A 23,718-nucleotide genomic window follows, 5' to 3' on the forward strand; every position below is an offset into this window, starting at 1 on the left:
CCTAGAATCATGTCGTCGCTAGCTCCACGGTCACATCCGTGGGCCGATCCTTGACCCGGACGCCATATCGAATGCGGCGCTTGATCTTGTTCTTCGGAAAGAACAAGGAAAAGCCCATCGTTGGGATTTGACCTTTTTCGGAGCGAGCGAGAACTGGATACACAAGCATTACTGCATTACCGGCGCTTAGTAGCGCCCGCGTCGCCGAGTTCTCTGGCGTAACCTTGTCATTGATCCCGGACAGCATCTCTGCAACGGCCACATGACGCGATTCGGTAAAGACATTGTATCGTCGCTGCCCATCTCCGACCCTTTCGCGCCGGCGAATCGAAAAGCTCCCTATGTCCGGAACAATCCACGTTTTCCCCTCGATTTCATTCGCGAACTGCGGAGCAAGGATTACCCACCTTTCAATCTGGGGATCACCGTGCATCCCCTCGACGTACTCGCGAATCAAGGGCAGCTGCCCTTGATCCTGGAGAGTTGGGCCGAATTTGTAGCTATGCAGGAAACGCTTCATATCGTCGGGCGTTGCAATCCCCGAAAACGCCTTGAACTCTACCGGTTTGCCGTCCTGCTTCGTGACCAAGACTGTTTCGGAAGCTGATGCACTTTTAAGCAGGGTCTTCATTGCCCGCTCATTCGTCCCCTTGATGCCGCCGTCAGTGGAAGCGATCGTGCTTTGCTTTTGCTCCTCGCCGAAGTTCACGAACAGCACCTTTGCGTTGTACATCTTGTTCTTCGACGTCGGCATGAGCATGTGACTGGGAACGAGCGGCGGAATCTGCTTGGGCGTTAGCCGTTCATCGCCTTGGAGTCGCGAGTACATCCGGAGCTGAGATCTGAACTCCTCTTCGTCGTCGCAGACGCCACGGAATGCCTCGTAGAGATCTATTCGTTCTTTCTTCCCCTTCGGCTCATCGGTTCCGATGTAGAGACGTACTAAATCGCGATAGCCCTCGCGATAACCGAACCAGCGTCCCATTTGCATCAAGGTGTCCGCAGCGCCGGCGACACGCCGGTAGTAGCTAATGGTTAGTCCTTCGACCGTATAGCCGCGGGAGAGCTTGGCACCGCCGACAATAATTTTCCAAACACTGGACTTGTCGAAATCCGGCGGATTTTCGCGATCGTCCCCGTTGAGAACCAAGGTGCAAGCCCCACCCGCAACGATTCTGGCTACGCAAGCGCCTATGAACGGTTTGAGATCGGAGAACGCGGCTGGAACGGAGCCGTCATCATGGCGGCCTCCAGCGCAGACAAGTCGGTAGTCGGACCCCCACAAGGTTCTCAAGCGCCCGAAGCCTTCGCCTCCAGTCGCGTAAGCCGCGTGGGCGAACAGCGAGTCGATCATGGTCTTGAGCAGGCGATGCTCCCTGACGCTAGTTGTCAGGTGGACAAGCATGGTGTGGTGCTTGTATTTCCTCCCATCCATGGCTTCACGGAACAGCTTAAGCGCGCCGGAGAGAACGAATGCATCGATGGCGCCAGGAAGATTCTCGGATTCTCCGTCTTCACCCTTCACAGGCCTAACGTAGCAGCCGTAGTTGGTTTGCGGATCGGGGCCCTTCTTTGGGGTCTCAGGCGGGTCGTAGAAGTCCTGCACCCCCATATATCCTTCGGGCCGGGGAAGTGAAGACAGAAAATTGGACGGGAATAGATCTTCGGCGTCGTCCGGGCTAACGAACACGTTGGCAAATGGCGTTGCGGTATACCCAATGTACTGGCCACGCTGCAATACGGACAAAATATCGACAACCAGTCCGTTAATTGTGGTGCGTTTCTTCTGCTCTTTTTTGTTTGGGTTAATCGAGTTGAGGGATGCCTGGTCTGACTCGTCATCAATGATGATCGAAGGAACTTCGGCCCACGGTGTCCCTGCCGCCTGTGCTTGCTTTAGTGCCTCGAGAAGGTTGGTCAGCGGAGTCTTATTCTTCTTGATAACGATGAGTTTGACCGGGTGCCTTCCAAGATTGCGCGGATGATTGAACGGCAGGGACGGATCTACCTTATGAAAACGTAGCCTGGCTAGGTCCCCTATCGGATTACGGAAGTCCTGTGCGCTGGTGGTCAGTCGGTCAATATTGAACTCGCCGGCCCGCTCCGGGATGTCACCGTGGCTATTGAACTCCGCCCAGTCGTCATCCGCACTATATTCGTCGCCACTGACTTGGAGGATTTCACTTCCGACCAGCTCTTTGTCGATACGTCGCTGGGTCTGGTTGCGGAGACTATTCTGCAACCCAGCCAGAACAATCACCAAGCGATACCCTGCGTCGATGGCCTTGGCGATAACCCCGGTAAAATTTGCCGTCTTTCCCGACTGGACATATCCGACTACCAGTCCCCGCGTGCTGCGGGCGTCACCGTCCAGCGGGTCTCGCAAGTCCGATACAACGTCACTACTGGTAGAATCAAGGACGGCGACGTTCTTCGAATCCCACTGCTTTGGATGCAGAAGATATCGCTCGTAACTCCTCCAATAGAACACATTCTTTTCGCGTCTCTGCTCGTCATACCAGCTCGGACCGCCGGGCTCGTCCGCTGTGATGCGTATTGGCTGCTCTATTCTTGGATAAACTGGAAATATGCGGCTAATCTGTTCTTCTTCGGTCGCGGTTAGCTGGAGTAGTTTAGACAGCAGGTGACGTCTTGCGTCCGAGCTGGGCTCGGTTTCGTTGCTCCACTCCCATTCAGGCCGGTAGTCCCACAGGGAAATCATCCCGTGGAAGTACTGGCGGACATGGGTTTCGTTGGAGGTAGGTTGGAGCCACTCGATGAATTCCGGAATCGACAAGGCTTGATCGAGATCGAATTTTTTCGACCACTCGGTCAGCTTGGTCGAAAGGCCAACCGGCCGTCCGATCAGCTCCTTGATTTCTCGGAGTGCTTTTAGGGCGACGGTCGAGCGGTCAGGCATATAGATCTCCGGAATCGGGCGAACGGAGAGCGTCGTGCGCGCAGTGCGAATCAAGCGGTGTACCCATTCCATCGAGGTTGACTGTGTAGATCACCTTGCGGATGCGCTTGAGCGACGAACTCGAAAGTACGCAGGAAAGAGAGTCCAAGGTGAGACGGGGAAATCCATCATCGACTGGGATCAAGGTCGGGTTCGACCGCAGGCAGTACCGGTCCAAATAAGAGGACGCATGGCTGTAGCCAACACCGGCGAGCATTTCGTTAAACTTTTTCAGCGAAGCCGGATTCCCGGAAAGGAGCAGGGAAATCCTCTCGACGGCATCCCGTAAACTTGCACCGGGGCCCCCTCCTGCAGGCTTCAACTGTATGGAGATGACGGAGAGAGTGCGGCGTCCGTAAGTGACGAGCTGCTGAAGACCACTGATTGCATGGTCGCGGGAATGCGATAACGTCGCCTTTACTTCCAAATCATCAATCGGTAACCGGAAGTCATGCTGTTCCGAAGAGGGGCCGGTCCAGCAACTGATGGCGCCGGGTCCGAGGTTCTGCAAAATGCGCCAGACGACCCATAGCTCTCCCAGAAGCCCTATTTCCCGATTTCTGTCCATGAAGGTGGGCATGCGTAGAAGGGCGTCCCACGCCGCGAGCTCGCCCTCGATAACATCGGGAAAAGCTTCTCCGCTTTGCTCGGCGCGGTACACGACCCCGCACAGAAAGTAGTACACCTCGCGAAGAAGCGGTGCGGATGTCGCACCTACTTGATAGTACAACTGATTTCCGATATTCCGAAAGGAGACACTGATTACGTTGGTCGGGGAAGGGGAGGGAAGTGTCTGTTGCACGATAGCGGGACAAAGCAGCCAGATAGCGCCCTCGTTTGGCTCCGCGATCAGGGTGAATTTTCGTGACGTGGTCAGCCCCCATCGATGCGGAGCATCGGATGCCAGCGCAACTTCGATCTCCTCGAATCGTGGCAGTCCAAAGGTATCTACGCCTGACACTTGAGCGCCTCCAGCAACACGCCATTCAGGGTCTCGATACGCTCCCTGAGTTTCTTTGAAACGCGGCCCGCACTCAGTAGGTCTTGGACTGCGAAAAAGAGCATTGTCTTGAATACAGGGGCATCGGTGACCGAATTTCTCCCCCCAGTGATCGAGCTTCGATAGGTCGAATTGACGCTCAGTAGGCGTTCGTCGGCGTCGTAGCTGAAGACACATTCGGAATCAAGTCGCTCCCACTTGATATCGATCGGATGCGTAGAGAAATTCTCAGAAGCTCCTGCAAGCAGCCGTTTCATCTTTTTCGACAGCGCTACGGGAATTCCTGATTTCGGAAAGAACACCACATCTTCCGCCTGAGGCGCATTTCGATAAACGTCCTGTGCAGCCTTAACATATTCAGGGAAAGTCGTGTTGCCAGCTTTGGATGCCTTTACCGCGTCTATGAACTCGGTCGGAACATTGAAGTCATTCTTCTGTACCGACAGGCGAAAAGACGAATCAAGATCGGGCGGCATCTCGATCAGCACGCGTGCCAGAGAAGAGTGTGGCTCCGAGTCCGACTGGAGGTTGTGCCATCCCCCAGCCTTGATGAGCCGGTCATTTCTGTAGAAGTAGAAGCCCTGACGCTCGGCGACCTTGCCCGATCCCAGCCTGTAATTCGGATCCTTCGACTTCGCAGGCCAGATGTGAGCTATTGCCTTCACCTTTGTGTTCCCGACTTCGAGTTCAAAGGTTGCCGGGTACCCCTTCCTGCCTGATTTCGGATACCGGAAAGGATCCAGTGGATCCACCTGAATCTGCGTGTCTGGTGGGTTGCCGAGTCCCTTAGTCACGTCAATTACGATCAGCAGATCTTCGGATTGGAGGAATCGATGGAATCGCAGGCCAAGATCGACCTTCAGCTCCATGATCGTCTTCTGTAGGTTTCTGCTGAAGTCGCTCATGGCCGACTGCAATGAATCGAGCTTGTCGAGGATTACGGTCGTTCCCGACGTTCGCAGGTCAGCCGGAGACCAATCGATATTCAGGATTTCTCCTGCTTGAACAGCATCTAGCTCTTCCAGTCGCCAATCGTCCTTGATCGACTCAATGGTCCATCGACGCCCTGAGCTTTTCCCGGCCTTGCGGCTGAGCACGGACAGAGCTTTGCACTGACTGAACGCCGCAGCCTTAAGCCCGATTCCGTATTTTCCGAGATCGTTCTTTCTGTGGGGCTGCCTGACGCCGTATTGCATGGCTCTATGCAGTTCGTCAGAGAGCATGCCGTGGCCATCGTCAGCGATGATGATCTGGTTGATTCGGTCCTTGCCGCAGATGAATCGGACAAGGACAGTCTTCGCTTCGGCATCAATGGAATTGTCGATGATGTCCGAGAGCGCTTCTTCGAGCGAGTACCCGATTCGGCTCATGAAGGCGGCGGTCCCTTCCGGATCCGGCGGGAGCCGCTTGTTGGAAATCGAGTCGGGTAGAGTGAGTGACACGCGGCTTCTCCATGCTGACGTACAGCTAGGCGCAGGCGGGTCCCTGCGTTGCTGTCCGGTCTGAAAATTGGTCCCCGCGAATGCAATAGCATAAGTAGTTGATACCCGGCAATCGAGAGCGAGGTGCCGGTCTTGGGCCTTGCAATTCTCCCCGGTCATGAGATCCTGGCGCTGTCTCAAGTGCTGCTACCGCCTAGGCCAAACTTCTCTCCATGCAAATTCCGGTAGTTGACATCTTCGCGGGTCCGGGGGGACTGGGCGAAGGCTTCTCTGGCTACGTCGCACCGGGCCGGACCAGGCCGTTCCGAATCGCCGTCTCCGCTGAGATGGAAGAAAATGCGTGGCTAACCCTTCGCCTGAGAGCTTTTTTCCGTCAGTTCGCCCCCGGCGACGTCCCTGAGAGCTACTACGAGTACCTGGCAGGTAGACGAACCGAGCCTTCCACGCCTCGCACTCATCAGAAGTGGATTGCTGCTGGTAAGGAAGCTCTCCAACTCGAGCTCGGTAAGCCCGCCCACGACAGCATTCTGCGCGCGCGCGTTGCTGAAGTAGCAAGCAAGGATGAGCCGTGGGTGCTGATCGGAGGTCCGCCGTGCCAAGCATATTCGCTGGTCGGTCGCGCACGGAATCGGGGCATCGCCGGTTACCGACCAGAAGACGACAAGCGCTACAAGCTCTATCAGCACTACCGCAAGCTGCTTGCTGAGTTCCGCCCGACTGTGTTTGTGATGGAAAACGTCAAGGGTCTTCTCTCCGCCAAGGCCGAAGGCAAGTCAGTTTTCGAGGAGATCGCCGAGAGCCTCCAGCGTCCGGGCGGAAAAAATGGGCCCAGCTATCGCCTAGTTCCCCTGGTCATGCCGAAGGGGGGGCTGCAAAAGGGAAGCGAGGATCCGCGCAGCTTCATCCTGCGAGCTGAAACCCTAGGCGTTCCACAGGCGCGCCATCGAGTGATCCTGATGGGTATCCGCGACGACCTTTCGATTGGCGCTGGAAAATTCCTCATACCCAGTGACGAGCGTTGCACGGTCTCCGATGTCATCGGTGGGTTTCCGACCCTGCGAAGCGGCCTGAGAATCGACGGGAAGGAAGTGATCGTCGAAAACTGGGCAAAGAAAGCGGCTGAGTTGTTACGCGACACCGCGAAGGTCACCGAAGATCGGAGCGTCAAAGCCCATTTGCGCAAGCTCGCAACTGAAGCCGCAAAGCAAGGGGACCCCGGCAGAGGGGCGCTTCGGCTGCCCCGTTCGGCTGGTTGTGACATGGTGCCGCAGCACTTGGCCTCATGGCTCCTCGACCGGAGGCTCGATACCCTACTCAACCACGAGACACGCAGCCACCAGTCGGAGGATCTTCAGCGCTACGCGTTCGTGTCGGCCTTCGGCGATGTGCGCGGGCGTTCACCCCGCGGCGCAGCAGAGTTCCCTGAGGAACTGCACCCAAAACACAAGAACTGGAAGAGCGGCAAGTTCGTCGACCGCTTCAAAGTGCAACTGGAAGACAACCCAAGCCTGACGATCACCAGTCACCTGAAGAAGGACGGACACTACTTCATCCATCCCGATCCGGGTCAGATGCGCAGTATCACTGTTCGAGAAGCCGCGCGCTTGCAGACGTTTCCCGACAACTACTTCTTCGAGGGAACGCAGGGCTGGCAATACGGGCAAGTCGGCAATGCCGTACCCCCGTGGATGGCGCGACAGATTGCATCTGTTGTGTACGCTTACTTGAGAGGCTGAGCCGGCCCGCGAAATTCGGCCTGTTGCACACCTGACCGTATCGCTTTTTCAAGGCTGTGCAGCGTGGGATCGGGTGCATCTCGCAGGGCACACTCCCAGACAACGAACACGCGCCAGCCAAGAGTCAGGAGAGCATCGACGGAGCGGGTATCCCTGGCTGCATTGCCGGCGATTTTTGATGTCCAGAATTCCGTTCTCGTCTTGGGCACGGTTGCATATCGACATCCGGCATGCCCGTGCCAGAAACAGCCATGGACAAATGTGACAGCCCGCCACCGCGGTAATACGAGATCAGGCTTGCCGGGCAGATCCTTGCACACTAGCCGGAAGCGCAAACCGCAAGCGTGCAGGTAGCGGCGCACCTGTAGCTCCGGCTTTGTATCCCGGCCACGAATCGAGGCCATCATCCTGGATCGTACGACTGGTGAAACTACGTCGGTCATGTCTGCTTTCGGCGGTGCTACCTGTCTTCGCTCATCCTAGTAGCGATTGCCGCTCATTGGCACAGCCAAAGCCGACGTAAGGTACGACTTGGAGATGGCTACTGAAGCCAGCGAGATTCGGGCGCTGCCCAGGTGGGTGCGCCGGGGAAAGTGAGTAACATTGTGAGTAACAATACGCTCAGTTATCCACAAACGCCTTTTGATACAACTTGTTAGATTGGCTTTTCGGGTGATGGTGGGCCCAGTTCCAAGCCGCTCAACGCCGCGCGGCGCACTTAAAGATCCGCGGCGCCAAGCCGATAGGGGGTGCATACGAGCGTCCCCAGGAGTTGCCCGGTGAATTCCAAGTCCGTCGCCAGCGACGACGAACCGCGCCAGCCCCGTCGAACCGCCGACGCGCTGGCGATGGAGCTGTTGTCGGCGCGCGATGTCGACGCGATGGCGCAGGCGTTGGTCCGGGGGCTGGACGGGAGCGGGAAGTACCGGCTGGTGTGTTCGTCGGATTGGCCGCGCGACATCACCTGGCATCCGGCACTGGACGGGCGTGACGACCCCGACGCCATGCTGGACGCCGCCGAGTCGGTGCTGGCGGCGGTGCGCGCGGGTGTGTCCCCCGCGAGCGACGGGTACGTGTTGTGCGACGACGCCGGCGCGGTCGCGTTGCTGCTGCCGTGCGCGCCCTCGCAAGGCTCGCGGCGTGCGCTTGCGTCGGCGCGCTGCGAGCCGATGCTCGATGCGGCCGGCAAGCGCCTGGCCGAGTTGCTGACCGCGCGCCGCCTGCGCAGTTCGGTGCGCCAGCTGGCGCAGTCCGAGCGCCTGCAGCACGCGCTGTTCGCCATTGCCGACATGGCCGGCTCCGACCACGACATGCCGACCATGCTGCGCGGGCTGCACGAGATCGTCGGCGGCCTGATGTACGCCGAGAACTTCTACATCGCGCTGTTCGACAGCGAGAGCGACAGCCTGCGCTTCCTGTACTTCGTCGACACCGTGGACGACGAGGACCCGGTGCTGGACGCGCCGATGCCGATGTCCGAGCTGATGTACGGCTGCACCTGGTACCTGGTGCGCGACGCCAAGGCGCTGATGGGCCCGGTGGACGGGCTGCGCCGCCAGGTGTCGGGGCCGCTGCACCAGCACGGGGCGTCGTCGAAGGACTGGCTGGGCGTGCCGATGATGCGCCACGGCCAGGTGCGCGGTGTGGTGGTGGTGCAGAGCTATGGCCAGGAGGACTGCTACAGCGATGCCGACCGCGCCCTGCTGGGGTTCGTGGCCGAGCACATCCTCACCGCGCTGGAGCGCAAGCAGGACCAGGCGCAACTGGAGCGGCGGGTGGCCGAACGCACCCGCCAGCTGGCCGAGACCAACCAGATCCTGCAGGAGCAGGTGCGCGAGCGCGAGCGCTCCGAGCAGGTGCAGACCAGCCTCTACAAGATCGCCGCGCTGGCCAACGTCGAAGACGAGGCCGCGCGCTTCTACCGCCATATCCACCTGGCGGTGGGCGAACTGATCAACGCGCGCAACTTCTACATCGCCCTGCTCAGCGCAGACGGCCAGCAGATCGAGTTTCCGTACTTCGTCGACGACAAGGACAGCGCGCGCCCGCCGCGCCCGCTGGGCCGCGGCGTCAGCGAATACGTGATCCGCACCGGCCGGCCGGTGCTGGTTGACCCGGCCAGGGCACGCGAGTTGATGGAGGCCGGCGAGATCGAGGCCTCCCCCGTCGTCGGCACCATCTCGCTGTACTGGCTGGGCGTACCGCTGCTGGATGCCGACAAGGTGATCGGCGTGATCGCGGTGCAGAGCTACAGCGAGGACCTGGCCTACGACGAGCGCGACGCCGAGTTGCTGACGTTCGTGTCCTACCAGATCGCCAACTCGCTGCAGCGCCGCAACAGCGCCGAGGCGCTGCGCCGGCTCAATGCCGAGCTGGAGCAGCGGGTGCAGGTGCGCACGCGCGAGCTGCGCGAGCAGATCGCGGTGCGCGAGCAGGTCGAGGCGCAGCTCAAGCACCAGGTGATGCACGACCCGCTGACCGGCCTGCCCAATCGGCTGTACCTGCGCGACCGCATCGAGCGTGCGATCGCCGGCCTGCGCCGCAACCCGGAGCGGTGCTATGCGCTGCTGTACCTGGACGTGGACCGGTTCAAGCTGTTCAACGACAGCCTGGGCCACCTGGCCGGGGATGAAGTGCTGCGCGAAGTGTCCCGGCGGCTGGGCGACTGCATCCGCGAACCGGACGTGGTGGCACGGCTGTCGGGCGACGAGTTCGCGGTGTTGCTGGAAGACGTACCGCTGCCCAAGGTCGCCTGCAAGGTGGCCCAGCGCATCCAGGACGCGCTGTCGCAGCCGATGCACGTGGCCGGGCGCGACCTGCAGACGTCCGCCAGCATCGGCATCGCCATCGGCGACGCCCGCTACACCAGCACCGACCAGCTGCTGCACGACGCGGACGTGGCCCTGTACCGGGCCAAGAGCGCCGGGCGCCAGCGCTTCGTGCTGTTCGACGACAGCCTCCAGCGGCAGGCGCTGGACGTGCTCGGGGTGGAACATGAGCTGCGCAACGCGCTGGTACGACGCGAGTTCGAACCCTACTTCCAGCCGCTGGTGGACCTGGCCGACGGCGCGGTGATCGGTTACGAGGCGCTGGTGCGCTGGCGCCACCCGGTGCGCGGCGTGCTGCCCCCGGGGGAATTCCTGCCGGTGGCCGAGGACAGCGGCCTGCTGGAGGCGATCGACTGGTCCATGTACCGCATGGCGTGCGAGGCCGGCGTCGCGCTGGTGGGCGAGGGCCAGTTCATGACGATCAACATCTCGCCGCGGCATTTCCAGAACCCGCAGTTCGACGTCCACCTGCTGAAACTGGCGCGCGAAGCGGGCTTCGACCCCGCGCGGCTGCGCATCGAGGTCACCGAGAGCACGTTGCTGGGCGATCCCGATGCAGTGGCCGCCATCCTGGAGCGCCTTCGCGAGGCCTGCGTGGACGCTGCGCTGGACGACTTCGGCACCGGGTACTCCTCGCTGACCTACGTGCAGCGTTTCCCGCTGAAGATGATCAAGATCGACCGCTCGTTCGTGGAGCCGCTGGGCCGCGGGCTGTCGCAGCGAAGTTCGGCGATCGTCGCGGCGATCCTTGCGCTGGCCAAGTCGCTGGGGCTGGACGTGGTCGCCGAGGGCATCGAGACCGAAGCGCAGCGCCAGGCCCTGCAGAAGATGGGCTGCGTGCACGGGCAGGGGTTCCTGTTCGGGCGGCCCGAGCCGGCGTCGCACTGGCCCCGCTGAGCGCTGGCCGTCGCCGGCGGGCGCGGCGACAATGGCGGCATGACCGAATCCAACGACCTGCTCGAGACCGTCGAGCACGAGACCGGCGACGCGCCGACCTGCAGCGTGATCTGGCTGCACGGGCTGGGCGCCGACGGCAACGACTTCGCTCCGATCGTGCCGCAGCTGGTGCGTCCGCACTGGCCGGCGCTACGGTTCGTGTTCCCGCACGCACCGGTGCGCGCGGTGACGATCAACAACGGCGTGCGCATGCGCGCCTGGTACGACATCCTCGACATGAACCTGGCCCAGCGCGCCGACGAGGCCGGGGTCGACGCGTCGGTGACCCAGGTCGAGGCCCTGATCGAGCGCGAGGCCGCGCGCGGCGTGCCTGCCTCGCGCATCGTGCTGGCCGGTTTCTCGCAGGGTGGCGCGATCGCCCTGGCCACCGCCGTGCGCCGGCCCGAGCCCCTGGCCGGCGTGGTCGCGTTGTCCACCTACCTGCCGATGCCCGGCCGGCTGGCGAACGAACGCAGCGATCGCGCCGCGGCGCAGCCGGTGTTCATGGCCCACGGCCAGTTCGACCCGGTGGTGCCGCATGCCGGTGGCAAGGCCAGCGCGGCACTGCTGCGCGAGTGGGGCTTCAGCGTCGACTGGCATGACTACCCGATGGCCCACCAGGTCTGCGGCGAGGAGATCGATGCCCTGGCCGCGTGGCTGGAGCCGCGGCTCGGGTGAGCGGCCGGGCCGCTGGAGTGAAGCGGTTGGGTAGACGTGACCGGGTTGAAGCGAGCGGGTTGAAGCGCATGGCTTGAAGCGATCGAAGCCGGGCGGGCGGGGCGTGCGCCGGGGACTGAGCCGTGACCGGCAGGCAAGCGGTCCAGGTTGCCGTCCTGCGAGCGCGGGCGGTCGCCGCGGGCGTGGCTCACGGATCCGGCGACCCGCTTACGCACCGCGCCCCCTTCGCCGTCGCGTGGCGCTACTATCGGTGCAGGCAGGCCATCCGGGGAGGGACGGCGCCATGTCACAGCACCGCAGGAAGGTCCGCGTGGTCGGGCACGGGGGCGCAGCATGGGCGCCGCTATGAGGGTGGTGATCGCCGACGACGAGCCGCTGGCGCGAGAGCGGCTGCGCGCGTTGCTGGCCGACCAGCCGGGCATCGAGATCGTCGCCGAGGCGGTGGATGGCCACGAGGCGCTGCACGCCTGCGCCGAACACGACCCCGACCTGGTGCTGCTGGACATCGCGATGCCCGGCATCGACGGCCTGGAGGCGGCGCGCCACCTGGCCGCGTTCGAGCCCCGCCCCGCGGTGGTGTTCTGCACCGCCTACGACGCCCACGCGCTGTCGGCGTTCGAGGCCGAAGCCATCGACTACCTCGTCAAGCCCGTGCGCCCCGAGCGCCTGGCCGCGGCGCTGGAGCGCGTGCGCACCTTCGCCGCCGGACGCGAGCGCGCCGGCGGCGACCACGGCGACGAGCTGCGCACGCACCTGTGTGCGCGTCTGCGCGGCAGCCTGCGGCTGATCCCGATCGACGAGGTCCACTACCTGCACGCGGAGGAGAAGTACGTGGTGGTGCACCACGCCCGCGGCGAGGACCTGATCGAGGAGTCGCTGAAGTCGCTGGAGGAGGAGTTCGGCGAACGCTTCGTGCGCATTCACCGCAACTGCCTGGTCGCCCGCCACGAGATCGTGGAGCTGCGCCGCGCCCCCGATGGGCACGTGCAGGCGGTGCTGCGGCACGGCAAGCAGCCGCTGGAAGTCAGCCGCCGCTGCGTCTCGGCCCTGCGCGAAACCGTCAAGCATCTGTAGCGCTTCTGCGGGAGCGGCTTCAGCCGCGATGGAGACGGCCCATCCCCGGGTCCCTTGTGTAGGAGCGACGTGAGTCGCGACTCGTCGTCCGTCGTGTTGCGAGGGTCGCGACTCACGTCGCTCCTACAACGGGATCGCCGATCCGCCGCCGCGACCGGCGCAGGGGCCGGCCCTGCGACACCGGCGAGCGCCGCCATCCCCACCCGCGCGATAATGCGCGCATGCAGACCCTCCGCATCGCCACCCGCAAGAGCCCGCTCGCCCTGTGGCAGAGCGAACACGTCGCCGAACGGCTGCGCGCCGCGCATCCCGGGCTGGCGGTCGCGCTGGTGCCGCTGAGCACGCGCGGCGACGAGGTGCTGGACCGCTCGCTGGCGGCGATCGGCGGCAAGGGGCTGTTCCTCAAGGAGCTGGAGATCGCCATGCTGCGCGGTGAAGCCGACTGCGCGGTGCACTCGCTCAAGGACGTGCCGATGGAGCTGGAACCGGGCTTCGTGCTGCCGGCCATCCTCGAACGTGCCGACCACGCCGATGCCTTCGTCAGCAACGTCTTCGACGGCATCGACGCCCTGCCCGAGCGCGCCTGCGTGGGTACGTCCTCGTTGCGCCGCCAGGCGCAATTGCGCGCGCTGCGGCCCGACCTGGTGCTGCGCGACCTGCGCGGCAACGTCAACACCCGGCTGGCGCGGCTGGACGCGGGCGACTACGACGCCATCGTGCTGGCCTGCGCGGGCCTGGAGCGGCTGGGGCTGGCGCCGCGGATACGTTCGCGACTGGACGCGCCGCATTGGCTGCCCGCCCCGGCGCAGGGGGCCATCACCATCGAGTGCCGCGATGACGCGCCCGAGGTGCAAGCGCTGTGCGCGGCGTTGGACCACCCGCGCACCCGCACCTGCGTGGAGGCCGAGCGGGCCATGAACCGGGCCCTGCACGGCAGCTGCCATGTACCGGTGGCGGCCTTCGCGCAGTGGCAGGACGCGGGCCTGCACCTGGTTGGACAGGTCGGCTCGGCCGAGGACGGGCGGCGCGTGCGCGCCGAGCACGCCGGGCCGGCGGACGCGCCCGACGCATTGGGAAAGACGGTGGCCGCGCGCCTGCTGGAGCAGGGCGCGGGCGCGTTCATTTCGCCGCACGCCTGAGGCGAGCCGTAGCCGACCCGACCTTCCGCGGTCGGCCGGCGATTTGGGCCGGATGGCGCGGTCAGTAGTACAGCGTGACCAGGTGCCGGGCCTGGGCGAAGAACAGCCAGCGCTCCACCGCCACCCCGGGCAGGGCGCAAGTGGCGGCGAAGACCAGCGCGAACGGCGCCGCCGCGGGCACCACCAGCGCCGCCAGCGCCAGGGCCAGCGGCAGCACGCCGAACAGCCATAGCGCGACCTGCCGCAGCCGGGCGCCGTGCCGACGCGCCAGCACGTATCCCATCTCGCGGGTCAGGTAGTTGGCCTCGGTGTGCGGGCGCTCGAACACCGACGCCGTGCGCGTGGACAGCCCCAGCGCGTCCCCGCGCGACTGCGCCAGCGGGGTGGCGTCGATGGCGCGCCAGTAGCGCAGCTTGAGGACGATCGCGGCAGCCGCGGCCAGCGCCACCAGCGCCGCCAGGATGCGCAGTCCGACGGCGGGAAACGCACCGGCCCACGCCGCGCCCGCCGCTGCCAGCGCCGCGCCGGTCAGCAGTGCGAACAGCAGGTAGCCCGGCACCACCAGCCGATGGCGCCACGCCGGGATCGGCGGCAGCGAGGCGTAGATCATCGCCGTGCAGGTGACGGTGAGCATCGCGCCGGTGATGGCCAGCAGCGCTGCGACCACGCCGGCCAGTCCGAGCGCGGCAGGCGCGGTGCCGGTGCCGTCGAGCGCGGCCGGCAGCAGCGCGGCGCCCAGGCCCAGCGCGGGCAGGTAGGTCAACAGCGCCACCACCCCTTCGCGCGACAGCCAGGACGTGCGCCATTGCGACACCGCCCGCCACGCGCGTTGTGGCTTGCCCAGGTGCGCCAGCGAGCTGAGCAGCCCGATGCTGACCAGTGCCAGCGCCAGCGGCAGCAGCACCAGCAGCAACCGGCCGGGGCTCGCGCCGTGCAGGGCCAGCGCGGCGACGATCGCGAGCAGGCCGTAGCCGGCGCCCGACAGGGTGGAAAAGAAGATGACCGAGAAGGCGGGATGCATGGCGTCAGTGGGTGGCGGGGCGAACGCGCGGGGTCATCGCGACAGCACCCGGTCCAGCCAGCGCAGCACCGGCGGCAGCGCGGCGGTATCGAGCGTTTCCGGCGCGGGATCGCTGGACGCCGTGGCCGCCCCGTCGCGGCGCGGTCGCGGCGGCAGGTAGCGGTTGACCGGCGCGTAGCCCAGTTCGGGCATCAGCGCCACGCCGCCGCGGTCGGCCACCAGCCTGGACACCTTCGATTCCGGGTCGCCCAGGTCGCCGAAGTGGCGTGCACGGGTCGGGCAGGCCTGCACGCACGCGGGCTGGCGCTCGCTCTCGGGCAGGTTCTGGTTGTAGATCCGGTCCACGCACAGGGTGCATTTCTTCATCACCCCTTCGACCGGGCTGTACTCGCGCGCGCCGTACGGGCATGCCCAGCTGCACAGCTTGCAGCCGATGCACTTGTCCTCGTCGACAAGCACGATGCCGTCCTCGGCGCGCTTGTAGCTGGCGCCGGTCGGGCACACGGTCACGCAGGCCGGCGTCTCGCAGTGCAGGCACGAGCGCGGGAAGTGCAGGGTCATGGCCGGCTGCGGCGCGTCGCGCCCGCCGCACCCCGGCGCCGCCGCGCCGGCACCGGCGGAAAGGCCGGGCAGCGGATGCAGGGCGGTGTCCGGGCCGGGCGGCGCCTGGGCCTCCAGCTCGTAACTGTGCACGCGGTTGAACCACACCCCCGACGGCTCGGCGCCGTAAGGCTGCTCGTCGGTCAGCGGGCCGGTGATGCCGCCGGCATTCCACTCCTTGCAGCTGACCGCGCAGGCATGGCAGCCCACGCAGGTGTCCAGGTCGATCACCAGGCCGAGCTTGATCTTCGACGGCGGGGGCAGGTCGGTCATGGGCTCAGAACGGGAAGAACCGCGGGATCAGCACGGTCGCCATCATCCAGAAGATGATGTTCAGCGGCAGGCCGATCTTGGGGAAGTCGGAGAAGCGGTAACCGCCCGCGGCATAGACCATTGCGTTGGTCTGGTAGCCCACCGGCGTGGCGAAGCTGGTGGAGGCCGCGAACGCCACCGCGACCAGGTACGGCTTGGCATCCACGCCCAGCGACTCGGCCGCCGCGATCGCCACCGGTACCACCAGCACCGCGGCGGCGTTGTTGCTCATCACCTCGGTCATCACCGCGGTGAGCAGGTAGATCGCCGACAGCGTCACCCCGGGTCCGAACGCGCTCAGCATGCCGATCGCGTTCTGCGCGACCCAGTCCGCGCCGCCGCTGCGCTCCAGCGCGATACCCAGCGGCAGCACCCCGGCGAGCAGCATCACCACCCGCCAGTCGACCGCTTCGTACGCCTCGTCCGGCTCCAGACAGCGCAGCACCACCAGCGCGACGCAGCCCAGGATCGCCGCGGCCACGATCGGCAGCCAGCCGCTGCCCGCGGCCACGATCACCGCCGCCAGCACGCCGGCGGAGATCAGCGCGCGCCGCACGTCCACCCGGCGCTGCGCCCGCTCGCCCAACACCACCACGCCGGGGTTGTCGCGCAGCGCGGCCAGGGTCGACTCGGTCGCGTCCACCAGCAGGATGTCGCCCAGCGCCAGCGGCACCTGGTCGACCGGCCGGCGCAGCACCACGCGCTGGCGCTGCAGCCCGTGCACCCGCACCCGGTAGGTGTGGCCGAAGCGCATCCCGGCCAGGGTGTGGCCGATCAGCGGCGAACCGGGCGCCACCATCACTTCGGCGTGCAGGCGTTCTTCCTCCCCGCCGGCGGGGTCCAGTTCGGGCGCGACGCGGTCGTAGTCCAGCTTGTGGCGGCGCCGCAGCGACTCCACCTGGTCCCACTCCCCGTGCAGCAGCAGCCGGTCGCCGACCCGCAGCCGGGTCTGCGAGGCGGGTGTGGTCTTGCCGCCGCGGCGGATGATGTCGATAAGCTCCAGCGGCCGGGTGGGCGGCTTGGGCACGGCGGCCGGGGTATCGGCGGTGGTGTCGTCGTCGCGGTCGGCGTCGGGCGCGGCAGCGCTCTCCGCTTCAGCTTCGCCTGCAGCGTCGGCATTCCCGGTCTTGGCCGCCACAGGATCGGGTTCGGGCTCGCGTTCGGGCTTGAGCAGGGCGCCGGCAGTTCGCTCCACCGCAGGCGACTTGTCGGGCACCAGCAGTTCGGCCAGGAAGCGGCCGCCGTGGCCCTCGGTGTCGACTTCGCCCACGCCCAGGTCGGGCAGCAGGAAGCGCCGGGCGACCATCAGGTACACCAGCCCCACGCCCACGAAGATGATGCCCAGCGGGGCGAATTCGAACAGCCCGAACCCCTCGCGGCCGGTCTGCTGCGCCAGCGAGTTGACCAGCAGGTTGGTCGAGGTGCCGATCAGCGTGCACACGCCGCCGAACTGCGCGGCGAACGAGAGCGGGATCAGGAACTTCGACGCCGGTTGCCGATTGGCGGCCGTAGCGGCCATCACCAGCGGGATGAACACGGCCACCGCGGCGGTGTTGTTGATGAAGCCGGAAAGCACCGCGATGGTGACCATCATCACCAGCGCGAACATCCATGGCGACCGTATCCGCGCAAGCGTTTCGGCCACGCCCTGCAGGGCGCCGCTGCGCTGCAGCCCGGCGCTGAGCACGAACATCGCCGCCACCGTGATCGTGGCCTGGCTGGAGAAGCCCGACAGCGCCTCGCCGGGCGTGACCAGGCCCAGCACCAGCAGGCTGGCCAACACCAGCAGCGCGACCACGTCGACCGGCAGTTTCTCGGTGACGAACAGGATCACCGCCCCCACCAGCACCGCCAGCGTCAGCCACAGGTCCAGGCCCATCTCAGCAATGTCCCCCGTTGGTGTTGCGCATCAGCCGTGTTCCTCTTCGCGCATCGCCGCGCCGTAGCGCAGCGGCCCGGTGTCGGCGCGGCCCAGTTCCAGCGGGGCGAAGCGCGGCTCGGCCTCGTCCACCTCCGCGACCGGTTCGATGCGCACGCGCAGGTCGAACCACGCCGCCTGCCCGGTTACCGGGTCCGCATTGGCGTAGTCGCCGCGCGGGGTGATGTCGGAGATCAGGTGGTTGAGCAGGAAGCCCGTGCGTCCTTCCGGCGCATCCTTGCCCAGCCGCCAGGCGCCCTTGCGCTTGCCGATGGCGTTCCACGTCCACACCGTATCGGGCTGCACGTTGGCCGCGAGCCGGGCCTGCACGGTGATGCTGCCGACGTGGGAGCTCACGCTGATCCAGTCTTCATCCCCGATGCCGTGGCGCGCCGCGGTGTCCGGATGCAGGTACAGCCAGTTGCGCGTGGCGATCTGCCGCAGCCACGCGTTCTGGCTGCCCCAGGCGTGGTACATGAACATCGGTCGCTGGGTGACCGCGCTGAGCGGGAAGCGGCTGTCGAGGTCGTCGATCTGCGCGCCCTCGAACGGCTCGTACCACAGCGGCAGCGGATCGAAGTAGGTCGCCACGCGTTCGCGGTGCGCGGGCGGCGGCACGTGCGCGCCATGGCCCTGCGCCGCCAGGCGGAACTTCTGCAGGGTTTCCGAATACACCTGCAGCACGATCGGGTCGGCATGGCCGAGGAAGCCCATGGACTGCGCCCAGTCGAGGTAGCCGCGGTTGGCCATCTTGAAGTAGCGCGCGTGCTCGGGGATCTCGCTGCGCCAGAAGCCGCCGTTGTCGATGTAGCGCTGCAACTGGTCGGGATTGGGCGCGCCCCTTGCCTCGGCGCTGCCATCGGCGCCGCGCCAGCCGGCCAGCAGGCCGACGCCGGGCACGCGCTCGTGGCGGACGATGTAGTCGGCGTAGTCGCGGTAGCGCGCCGAGCCGTCCTCGCCGACCATGCCCGGCAACCCCAGCCGCGCGCCCAGCTCCAGCAGCACCGACTGGAAGCCGCGCACGTCGCGTGGCTTGCCGTCCTTGCCCTGCGTGGCCGGGTCCAGCACCGGGTGGCGGATCGCATCGCTGGCGCCGTCGGCGTCGGAGATCGGCCGGTCCAGCATGCTGATCGCGTCGAACCGCTCCAGGTAGGTCGTGTCCGGCAACACCAGGTCGGCGTAGGCGACCGTCTCCGACGCATAGGCATCGGAGTAGATGATCCGCGGGATGCGGTACTCGCCGGACGCGTCCCTGTCGGTCAGCCAGGCGATCGTCTGCGCGGTGTTCATCGACGAGTTCCAGCCCATGTTGGCCATGAACATCAGCAGCGTGTCGATGCGGTACGGGTCGCCGGCCCAGGCGTTGCGGATGACGGTGTGCATCATCCCGTGCGCGCTGAGCGGGTAGCCCCAGCTGAATGCGTGGTCGATCCGGCGCGGCTGGCCGTCGGCATCCACGACCAGGTCTTCGGGCCCGTGCACGAAGCCCAATGGCGGGGCATCGAGCGAGCCGTCCTCGCGCCGGTTCTTGCCCGGGCGGTTGGGCGGCGGTACCGGCTTGGGGAACGGCGGCTGGTAGCGGAACGAGCCCGGCGCATCCACCGCGCCCAGCAGCAACTGCAGCAGGTGCAGCGCGCGGCAGGTATGGAAGCCGTTGCTGTGCGCGCTGATGCCGCGCATGGCGTGCATCGCCACCGGACGGCCGGTCATCGTGGCGTGCTCGCGGCCCCACGCATCGGTCCAGGCGATCGGCAGCTCGAGGTGGCTGTCGAACGCGGCCTCGGCCAGCTCGCGTGCGATGCGACGGATGGTGTCGGCGGGGATCCCGCAGCGCTCGCTCACCGCGTCGGGTGCGTATTGCGGGTCGAGGTAGCGTTCGGCGACGAGATGGAACGACGGCACTGCGGTGCGGCCGTCGGGCAGGGTGTATTCGCCCACGACGGCAGGCGAGATACCGACGGCGTCGGCGTGCGCCGGTGCGCCCCCGGCGGCATCCGCGGGGGGATGGGCGGAGGCGTTGCGATCCCAGCACAGCGCACGTCCCTGCCCGTCGCGCGCGAACAGCCCGTCGTCGGCCCCGCCCGGGTTGCGCACCACCAGCCAGTGGGCGTTGGTGTAGCGCACCAGGTAGTCCAGGTCGATGCGGTCGGCCTTGAGCAGTTCGTGGATCAGCGCGAACGCGAACAACCCGTCGGTGCCCGGTCGGATGCCGATCCACTCGTCGGCGATCGCCCCGTACCCGCTGCGCACCGGGTTGACCGCCACGATCTTGGCGCCGTGCTCCTTCAGCTTGGCCAGGCCGAGCTTGATCGGGTTGGAGTCATGGTCCTCGGCCACGCCCCACAGCATCAGGTAGCGCGCGTGTTCCCAGTCCGGCTCGCCGAACTCCCAGAAGCTGCCACCCACCGAGTACAGACCGCCGGCGGCCATGTTCACCGAGCAGAAGCCGCCGTGCGCGGCGTAGTTGACCGTGCCGAACTGTTGGGCCCACCAACCGGTCAGCGCCTGGCTCTGGTCGCGGCCGGTGAAGAACGCCAGCTCGTCGGGGTTGCGCTCGCGGATCGGCGCCAGCCACGAGGCGGCGATGTCCAGCGCCTCGTCCCATTCGATCTCGCGGAACTCGCCCGAGCCGCGTTCGCCGACCCGCAGCAGCGGCTTGTCCAGCCGCGCCGGCGAGTAGTGCTGCATGATCCCGGCCGAGCCCTTCGCACACAGCACGCCGCGGTTGACCGGGTGGTCCGGGTTGCCCTGGATGTAGCGGATCTTCCCGTCGGCCAGCCACACCTTGATGCCGCAGCGGCAGGCGCACATGTAGCAGGTGGTGGTCTTGACTTCGTCGCCCGGCGAGGGCGAGAGGTTGAGGCGGGGTTCGCGCATCCGCGCATTGTGCCGACAGGCCGTGACGAGGGCGAGGGCACGCCGGCGCCGCGCCGGCCGCGCGCGGGCTCACGGGCACAGTGCTTGCGCGAGCTCCACGGCGTGGCGGCGATCGGCTTCGCTGTCGGCCAGGCCGAGACGGGCGACCTGGCGGCGCAGGTCGGGGCAGGCGTCGGCCGAGTAGCCGCTGCCGCCGAACAACTTGCCGATGCCGGCCACCACCTTGGCCGCGGACAGCGGCTCGCTCATGTGGAAGGTGTCGGCGACGCGGCCAGGGACGGTGACCGGGCGGTTGGCCAGCGGCGGGGCGGCGAAGTCTTCCGCGCGCGGTCCCGCGGCCTGCCGGGCCTGCATGAGCAGCACCGCGGTCAATGGCCTGGCGCCGGCAGGCTCGGTGGCGGGCGTGGCCTCCGGCGCGGGGGCTTGATCGGGCAGGGGCGACGGAGACCGCGCGGCGGCACGGGGGACCAGCGGACGACGGGGGGTACGGGCGGGCATTAGCGGGTCCCTCGGCCTGGCATCCGGTGCCATCGCGGGCGCCAACGCAGGCACCGTGGCCGGCGGCGCGGCAACCCACACCAGCGACAGGGCCTCGGCGCGACGCGGCGCGGCCTGCCAGTGCATTTGCTGCATCAGCAGCGCCAGCAGGGTTGCGTTGATCGCGATCGCCAGGGCGCCGGCCACGATCCGGTCCCGGTCCAACATCCGTGTCGCCTGCATGTCCAATCCGTTTGAAGGCCGGCGCGGAGTGTGGGCAGCAGGCGGTTAAACAGGGGTTATCCGGCCGCGACGTCGCGCGGGGAGACGGGTAGTGGCGCCGTCGCACGGCCCGGTGCGATGCTAGCCGCCCCCGCTGGAGCCCCCGCCATGGAACGCATCGAACGCATCCACGCCCTGCATCGCATCCTGACCGCCGCGCGCTACCCGGTCACGGTGCAGCGGCTGCAGGAGGAGCTGGAGTGCTCGCGGGCGACCGTGTACCGCGACCTGGCCTACCTGCGCGACTACCTGATGGCGCCGGTGGTCGGCAACGGCGAGGCCGGCTTCCGCTACGACCCCGACGAGGCCGACCGCTTCGAGCTGCCCGGGCTGTGGCTGAGCTCGCAGGAGCTGCACTCGTTGCTGGCCGCGCAGCAACTGATGATGCGCAGCGGCGGCGGGGTGCTGTCCACGGCGCTGGCGCCGCTGCAGCATCGCATCGAGAAACTGCTCGACGAACATGCCGGCGGCCGGCGGGTGCCGGTGGAGCGGGTGCGGGTGATCCCGCACCGCTCGCGCAAGCTGGACGAAACCGCGTTCCGCAACGTTGCCACCGCGGTGCTGGACCGCAAGCAGCTGGCATTTGAATACCGCGCCCGCTCCACCGACGAGCGGACCCGCCGCACGGTGTCGCCGCAGCGGCTGACCCACTACCGGGAGAACTGGTACCTGGACGCGTGGGACCACGACCGCGACGGCCTGCGCAGCTTCTCGGTCGACCGCATCACCGGCGCGCGGCTGGCCGACCAGACGGCGCGCGACGTCCCCGACGAGGAGCTCGACCGCCAGCTGGCCTCCAGCTACGGCATCTTCTCCGGCACCCCCAAGGGCTGGGCGACGGTGGTGTTCAGCGCCAAGGCCGCGCGCTGGGTGGCCGACGAGCACTGGCACTCGCAGCAGCAGGGCCGCGTGCTGCCCGACGGCCGTTACGAGCTGAAACTGCCCTACAGCTCCGGGCGCGAGCTGCTGATGGACGTGCTGCACTACGGCAGCGACGCGGAGATCATCGAGCCGCCGTCGCTGCGCGAGCAGGCGCGCAGCCTGCTGTCGCTGGCGCTGGGCCAGTACGAGTGATGGCCGCTGCCGACGCGCCGAAGATCGAGGCCGGGGAAAAGGTCGCGCTGGTCCTGGGCGCCGGCGGCGCGCGCGGGCTGGCGCAGATCGGCGTGATCGAGGCGCTGCAGGCGCGGCGCATGAACATCGTCGCCGTGGCCGGCTCCTCTAGCGGCGCGCTGGTCGGCGGGCTGTTCGCATCCGGTCGGTTGACCGAGTTCCGCGACTGGCTGCTCACCCTCGGCCGCACCGACATGCTGCGGCTGCTGGATCCGGCGTTCGGCGGCAATTCGCTGTTCGAGGGCGAGCGCCTGATGCGGGCGCTGCGCGAACGCGGCGGCGAGCCGCGCATCGAGGACCTGTCGGTGGACTTCACCGCGGTGGCGGTGGACCTGCTGCGCCAGCGCGAAGTGTGGTTGCGCGAAGGCGATATGTGGGACGCAGTGCGCGCGTCGATCGCGATCCCCGGCCTGTTCACCCCGTTCCAGGTGCACGGCCGCGAGCTGGTGGATGGCGGGCTGCTGGCGCCGCTGCCGATCGCCGCCACGCGTCTGTCGGACGCGCACCGGCTGATCGCGGTGGACATGCACGGCTGGCCGCGTCGCCCGCCCGGCGCGCCGGCGCGCCCGGAACTGGAGCCGACGGCGGAAGAGCGCGATCGCCAGAACCGGTTGGCGCGTTGGGTGCGCCGCCGATGGCAGCGCGCGCATGCCGGTGACGACGCCCTGGCCGCCGGCGAACAGCCCGCGGGCGACTTCGGATTCACCGAGCTGATGGCGCGTTCGCTGGACACCATGCAGGCGCAGATCGCGCGCGTGCAGCTGGCACTGGACCCGCCCGAGCTGGTGATCCGCATCCCGCGCGACGCCTGCCAGTTCTACGAGTTCTGGCGCGCCCGGGAGCTGATCGCCATCGGCCGCGCCGAGGCCGACTCGGCGCTCGACAACGCCGGCTACTGACCTGCCCTGCAGGGCGGCTTCAGCCGCGAAAGATCCTTCCAGCACCGTGTAGGAGCGACGTAAGTCGCGATCCAATCTCCACCCGGTCAGAGAGGTCGCGACTTGCGTCGCTGTCGCGGCGGGTAGACAACGCCTTCTACCGGGATGGCTGCCGTAGACGCGGCTTGAGGCAAGATTGATCCGTCCAAGCCCGTGTAGGAGCGACGTAAGTCGCGATCCAATCTCCACCCGGGCAGGGCGATCGCGAATTGCGTCGCCGTCGCGGCGCGGTAGACAGCGCCTCCTAGCGGGATGGCTGCCGTAGACGCGGCTTGAGGCACGATTGATCCGTCCAAGTCCGTGTAGGAGCGACGTAAGTCGCGATCCAATCTCCACCCGGTCAGAGAGGTCGCGACTTGCGTCGCTGCCGCGGCGCGGTAGACAGCGC

General features: G+C 66.5%; 16 protein-coding genes. 7 read left to right on the top strand and 9 right to left on the bottom strand.

Annotation, left to right across the window (positions count from 1 at the left end):
• Positions 1-7: 7 nt before the first annotated feature.
• From ACJQWL_RS05960 to ACJQWL_RS05970, 3 genes are read right to left on the bottom strand one after another with little or no spacing between them, the layout of a single operon-like run.
• Complete coding sequence (locus ACJQWL_RS05960; protein ID WP_330969261.1) at positions 8-2,920, bottom strand: Z1 domain-containing protein; 2,913 nt, start codon at positions 2,918-2,920, stop codon at positions 8-10.
• The gene (locus ACJQWL_RS05965) at positions 2,913-3,920 is read right to left on the bottom strand and encodes a PD-(D/E)XK motif protein (RefSeq protein WP_330969260.1); all 1,008 of its coding nucleotides are present in this window, start codon (positions 3,918-3,920) and stop codon (positions 2,913-2,915) included. The genes ACJQWL_RS05960 and ACJQWL_RS05965 overlap by 8 nt, the downstream gene beginning before the upstream one ends.
• Entirely contained in the window at positions 3,908-5,401 is a 1,494-nt protein-coding gene (locus tag ACJQWL_RS05970) for an ATP-binding protein (protein WP_330969259.1), read from the bottom strand. The genes ACJQWL_RS05965 and ACJQWL_RS05970 overlap by 13 nt, the downstream gene beginning before the upstream one ends.
• Before the next feature lie 212 nt (positions 5,402-5,613).
• On the opposite strand from ACJQWL_RS05970, the gene ACJQWL_RS05975 reads away from it, so the two are divergent.
• Entirely contained in the window at positions 5,614-7,137 is a 1,524-nt protein-coding gene (locus tag ACJQWL_RS05975; protein WP_411300780.1) for a DNA cytosine methyltransferase, read from the top strand.
• Here ACJQWL_RS05975 and ACJQWL_RS05980 read toward each other — a convergent pair.
• Entirely contained in the window at positions 7,122-7,580 is a 459-nt protein-coding gene (locus ACJQWL_RS05980; RefSeq protein WP_330969257.1) for a very short patch repair endonuclease, read from the bottom strand. The genes ACJQWL_RS05975 and ACJQWL_RS05980 overlap by 16 nt on opposite strands.
• A gap of 336 nt (positions 7,581-7,916) precedes the next feature.
• Between ACJQWL_RS05980 and ACJQWL_RS05985 the strand changes: the two genes are divergently transcribed.
• From ACJQWL_RS05985 to hemC, 4 genes are all read left to right on the top strand, one after another.
• On the top strand, positions 7,917-10,862 hold the full coding sequence (locus ACJQWL_RS05985) for a putative bifunctional diguanylate cyclase/phosphodiesterase (RefSeq protein WP_411300781.1): 2,946 nt from the start codon (positions 7,917-7,919) through the stop codon (positions 10,860-10,862).
• A gap of 39 nt (positions 10,863-10,901) precedes the next feature.
• Positions 10,902-11,579, top strand: coding sequence for an alpha/beta hydrolase (locus ACJQWL_RS05990; protein ID WP_330969255.1), 678 nt, complete (start codon positions 10,902-10,904; stop codon positions 11,577-11,579).
• Between the two features lie 345 nt (positions 11,580-11,924).
• A complete protein-coding gene (locus tag ACJQWL_RS05995) occupies positions 11,925-12,653 on the top strand; it encodes a LytR/AlgR family response regulator transcription factor (RefSeq protein WP_330969278.1) in 729 nt (242 codons plus the stop codon).
• A gap of 221 nt (positions 12,654-12,874) precedes the next feature.
• Positions 12,875-13,792, top strand: a complete 918-nt coding sequence (hemC, locus tag ACJQWL_RS06000) for a hydroxymethylbilane synthase (protein ID WP_330969254.1) — start codon at positions 12,875-12,877, stop codon at positions 13,790-13,792.
• A gap of 61 nt (positions 13,793-13,853) precedes the next feature.
• Here the strand turns inward: hemC and ACJQWL_RS06005 are convergent, their stop codons facing one another.
• The 5 genes from ACJQWL_RS06005 to ACJQWL_RS06025 all read right to left on the bottom strand — a co-directional run bounded on the left by ACJQWL_RS06005 (position 13,854) and on the right by ACJQWL_RS06025 (position 21,240).
• The gene (locus ACJQWL_RS06005) at positions 13,854-14,813 is read right to left on the bottom strand and encodes a dimethyl sulfoxide reductase anchor subunit family protein (protein WP_330969253.1); all 960 of its coding nucleotides are present in this window, start codon (positions 14,811-14,813) and stop codon (positions 13,854-13,856) included.
• Positions 14,814-14,846: 33 nt separating this feature from the next.
• Complete coding sequence (locus ACJQWL_RS06010) at positions 14,847-15,686, bottom strand: 4Fe-4S dicluster domain-containing protein (RefSeq protein WP_411300782.1); 840 nt, start codon at positions 15,684-15,686, stop codon at positions 14,847-14,849.
• A gap of 4 nt (positions 15,687-15,690) precedes the next feature.
• Positions 15,691-17,604, bottom strand: a complete 1,914-nt coding sequence (locus ACJQWL_RS06015; protein WP_330968958.1) for a sodium:proton antiporter — start codon at positions 17,602-17,604, stop codon at positions 15,691-15,693.
• A gap of 30 nt (positions 17,605-17,634) precedes the next feature.
• Positions 17,635-20,520, bottom strand: a complete 2,886-nt coding sequence (locus ACJQWL_RS06020; RefSeq protein ID WP_330968959.1) for a molybdopterin oxidoreductase family protein — start codon at positions 20,518-20,520, stop codon at positions 17,635-17,637.
• A gap of 69 nt (positions 20,521-20,589) precedes the next feature.
• On the bottom strand, positions 20,590-21,240 hold the full coding sequence (locus tag ACJQWL_RS06025; protein WP_330968960.1) for an NADH-quinone oxidoreductase subunit E: 651 nt from the start codon (positions 21,238-21,240) through the stop codon (positions 20,590-20,592).
• Between the two features lie 147 nt (positions 21,241-21,387).
• On the opposite strand from ACJQWL_RS06025, the gene ACJQWL_RS06030 reads away from it, so the two are divergent.
• Both ACJQWL_RS06030 and ACJQWL_RS06035 read left to right on the top strand, forming a co-directional pair.
• Positions 21,388-22,353, top strand: coding sequence for a helix-turn-helix transcriptional regulator (locus ACJQWL_RS06030; protein WP_330968961.1), 966 nt, complete (start codon positions 21,388-21,390; stop codon positions 22,351-22,353).
• A complete protein-coding gene (locus ACJQWL_RS06035; protein WP_330968962.1) occupies positions 22,353-23,291 on the top strand; it encodes a patatin-like phospholipase family protein in 939 nt (312 codons plus the stop codon). Before ACJQWL_RS06030 ends, ACJQWL_RS06035 begins: the two co-directional genes overlap by 1 nt.
• Positions 23,292-23,718: the final 427 nt, after the last annotated feature.

The organism is Novilysobacter viscosus, from assembly GCF_046600715.1.
In the GTDB taxonomy this organism is placed as follows: Bacteria; Pseudomonadota; Gammaproteobacteria; order Xanthomonadales; family Xanthomonadaceae; genus Lysobacter_C; species Lysobacter_C viscosus.

What these genes read in the sequence shown, in the direction of transcription:
- ACJQWL_RS06010 (WP_411300782.1), bottom strand. Translation starts at nt 15,686, where the DNA reads ATGACCGACCTGCCCCCGCCGTCGAAGATCAAGCTCGGCCTGGTGATC.
- ACJQWL_RS06005 (WP_330969253.1), bottom strand. Translation starts at nt 14,813, where the DNA reads ATGCATCCCGCCTTCTCGGTCATCTTCTTTTCCACCCTGTCGGGCGCC.
- ACJQWL_RS06020 (WP_330968959.1), bottom strand. Translation starts at nt 20,520, where the DNA reads ATGCGCGAACCCCGCCTCAACCTCTCGCCCTCGCCGGGCGACGAAGTC.
- ACJQWL_RS06035 (WP_330968962.1), top strand. Translation starts at nt 22,353, where the DNA reads ATGGCCGCTGCCGACGCGCCGAAGATCGAGGCCGGGGAAAAGGTCGCG.
- ACJQWL_RS05995 (WP_330969278.1), top strand. Translation starts at nt 11,925, where the DNA reads ATGAGGGTGGTGATCGCCGACGACGAGCCGCTGGCGCGAGAGCGGCTG.
- ACJQWL_RS05980 (WP_330969257.1), bottom strand. Translation starts at nt 7,580, where the DNA reads ATGACCGACGTAGTTTCACCAGTCGTACGATCCAGGATGATGGCCTCG.
- ACJQWL_RS05990 (WP_330969255.1), top strand. Translation starts at nt 10,902, where the DNA reads ATGACCGAATCCAACGACCTGCTCGAGACCGTCGAGCACGAGACCGGC.
- ACJQWL_RS06015 (WP_330968958.1), bottom strand. Translation starts at nt 17,604, where the DNA reads ATGGGCCTGGACCTGTGGCTGACGCTGGCGGTGCTGGTGGGGGCGGTG.
- hemC (WP_330969254.1), top strand. Translation starts at nt 12,875, where the DNA reads ATGCAGACCCTCCGCATCGCCACCCGCAAGAGCCCGCTCGCCCTGTGG.
- ACJQWL_RS05960 (WP_330969261.1), bottom strand. Translation starts at nt 2,920, where the DNA reads ATGCCTGACCGCTCGACCGTCGCCCTAAAAGCACTCCGAGAAATCAAG.
- ACJQWL_RS06025 (WP_330968960.1), bottom strand. Translation starts at nt 21,240, where the DNA reads ATGCAGGCGACACGGATGTTGGACCGGGACCGGATCGTGGCCGGCGCC.
- ACJQWL_RS05975 (WP_411300780.1), top strand. Translation starts at nt 5,614, where the DNA reads ATGCAAATTCCGGTAGTTGACATCTTCGCGGGTCCGGGGGGACTGGGC.
- ACJQWL_RS06030 (WP_330968961.1), top strand. Translation starts at nt 21,388, where the DNA reads ATGGAACGCATCGAACGCATCCACGCCCTGCATCGCATCCTGACCGCC.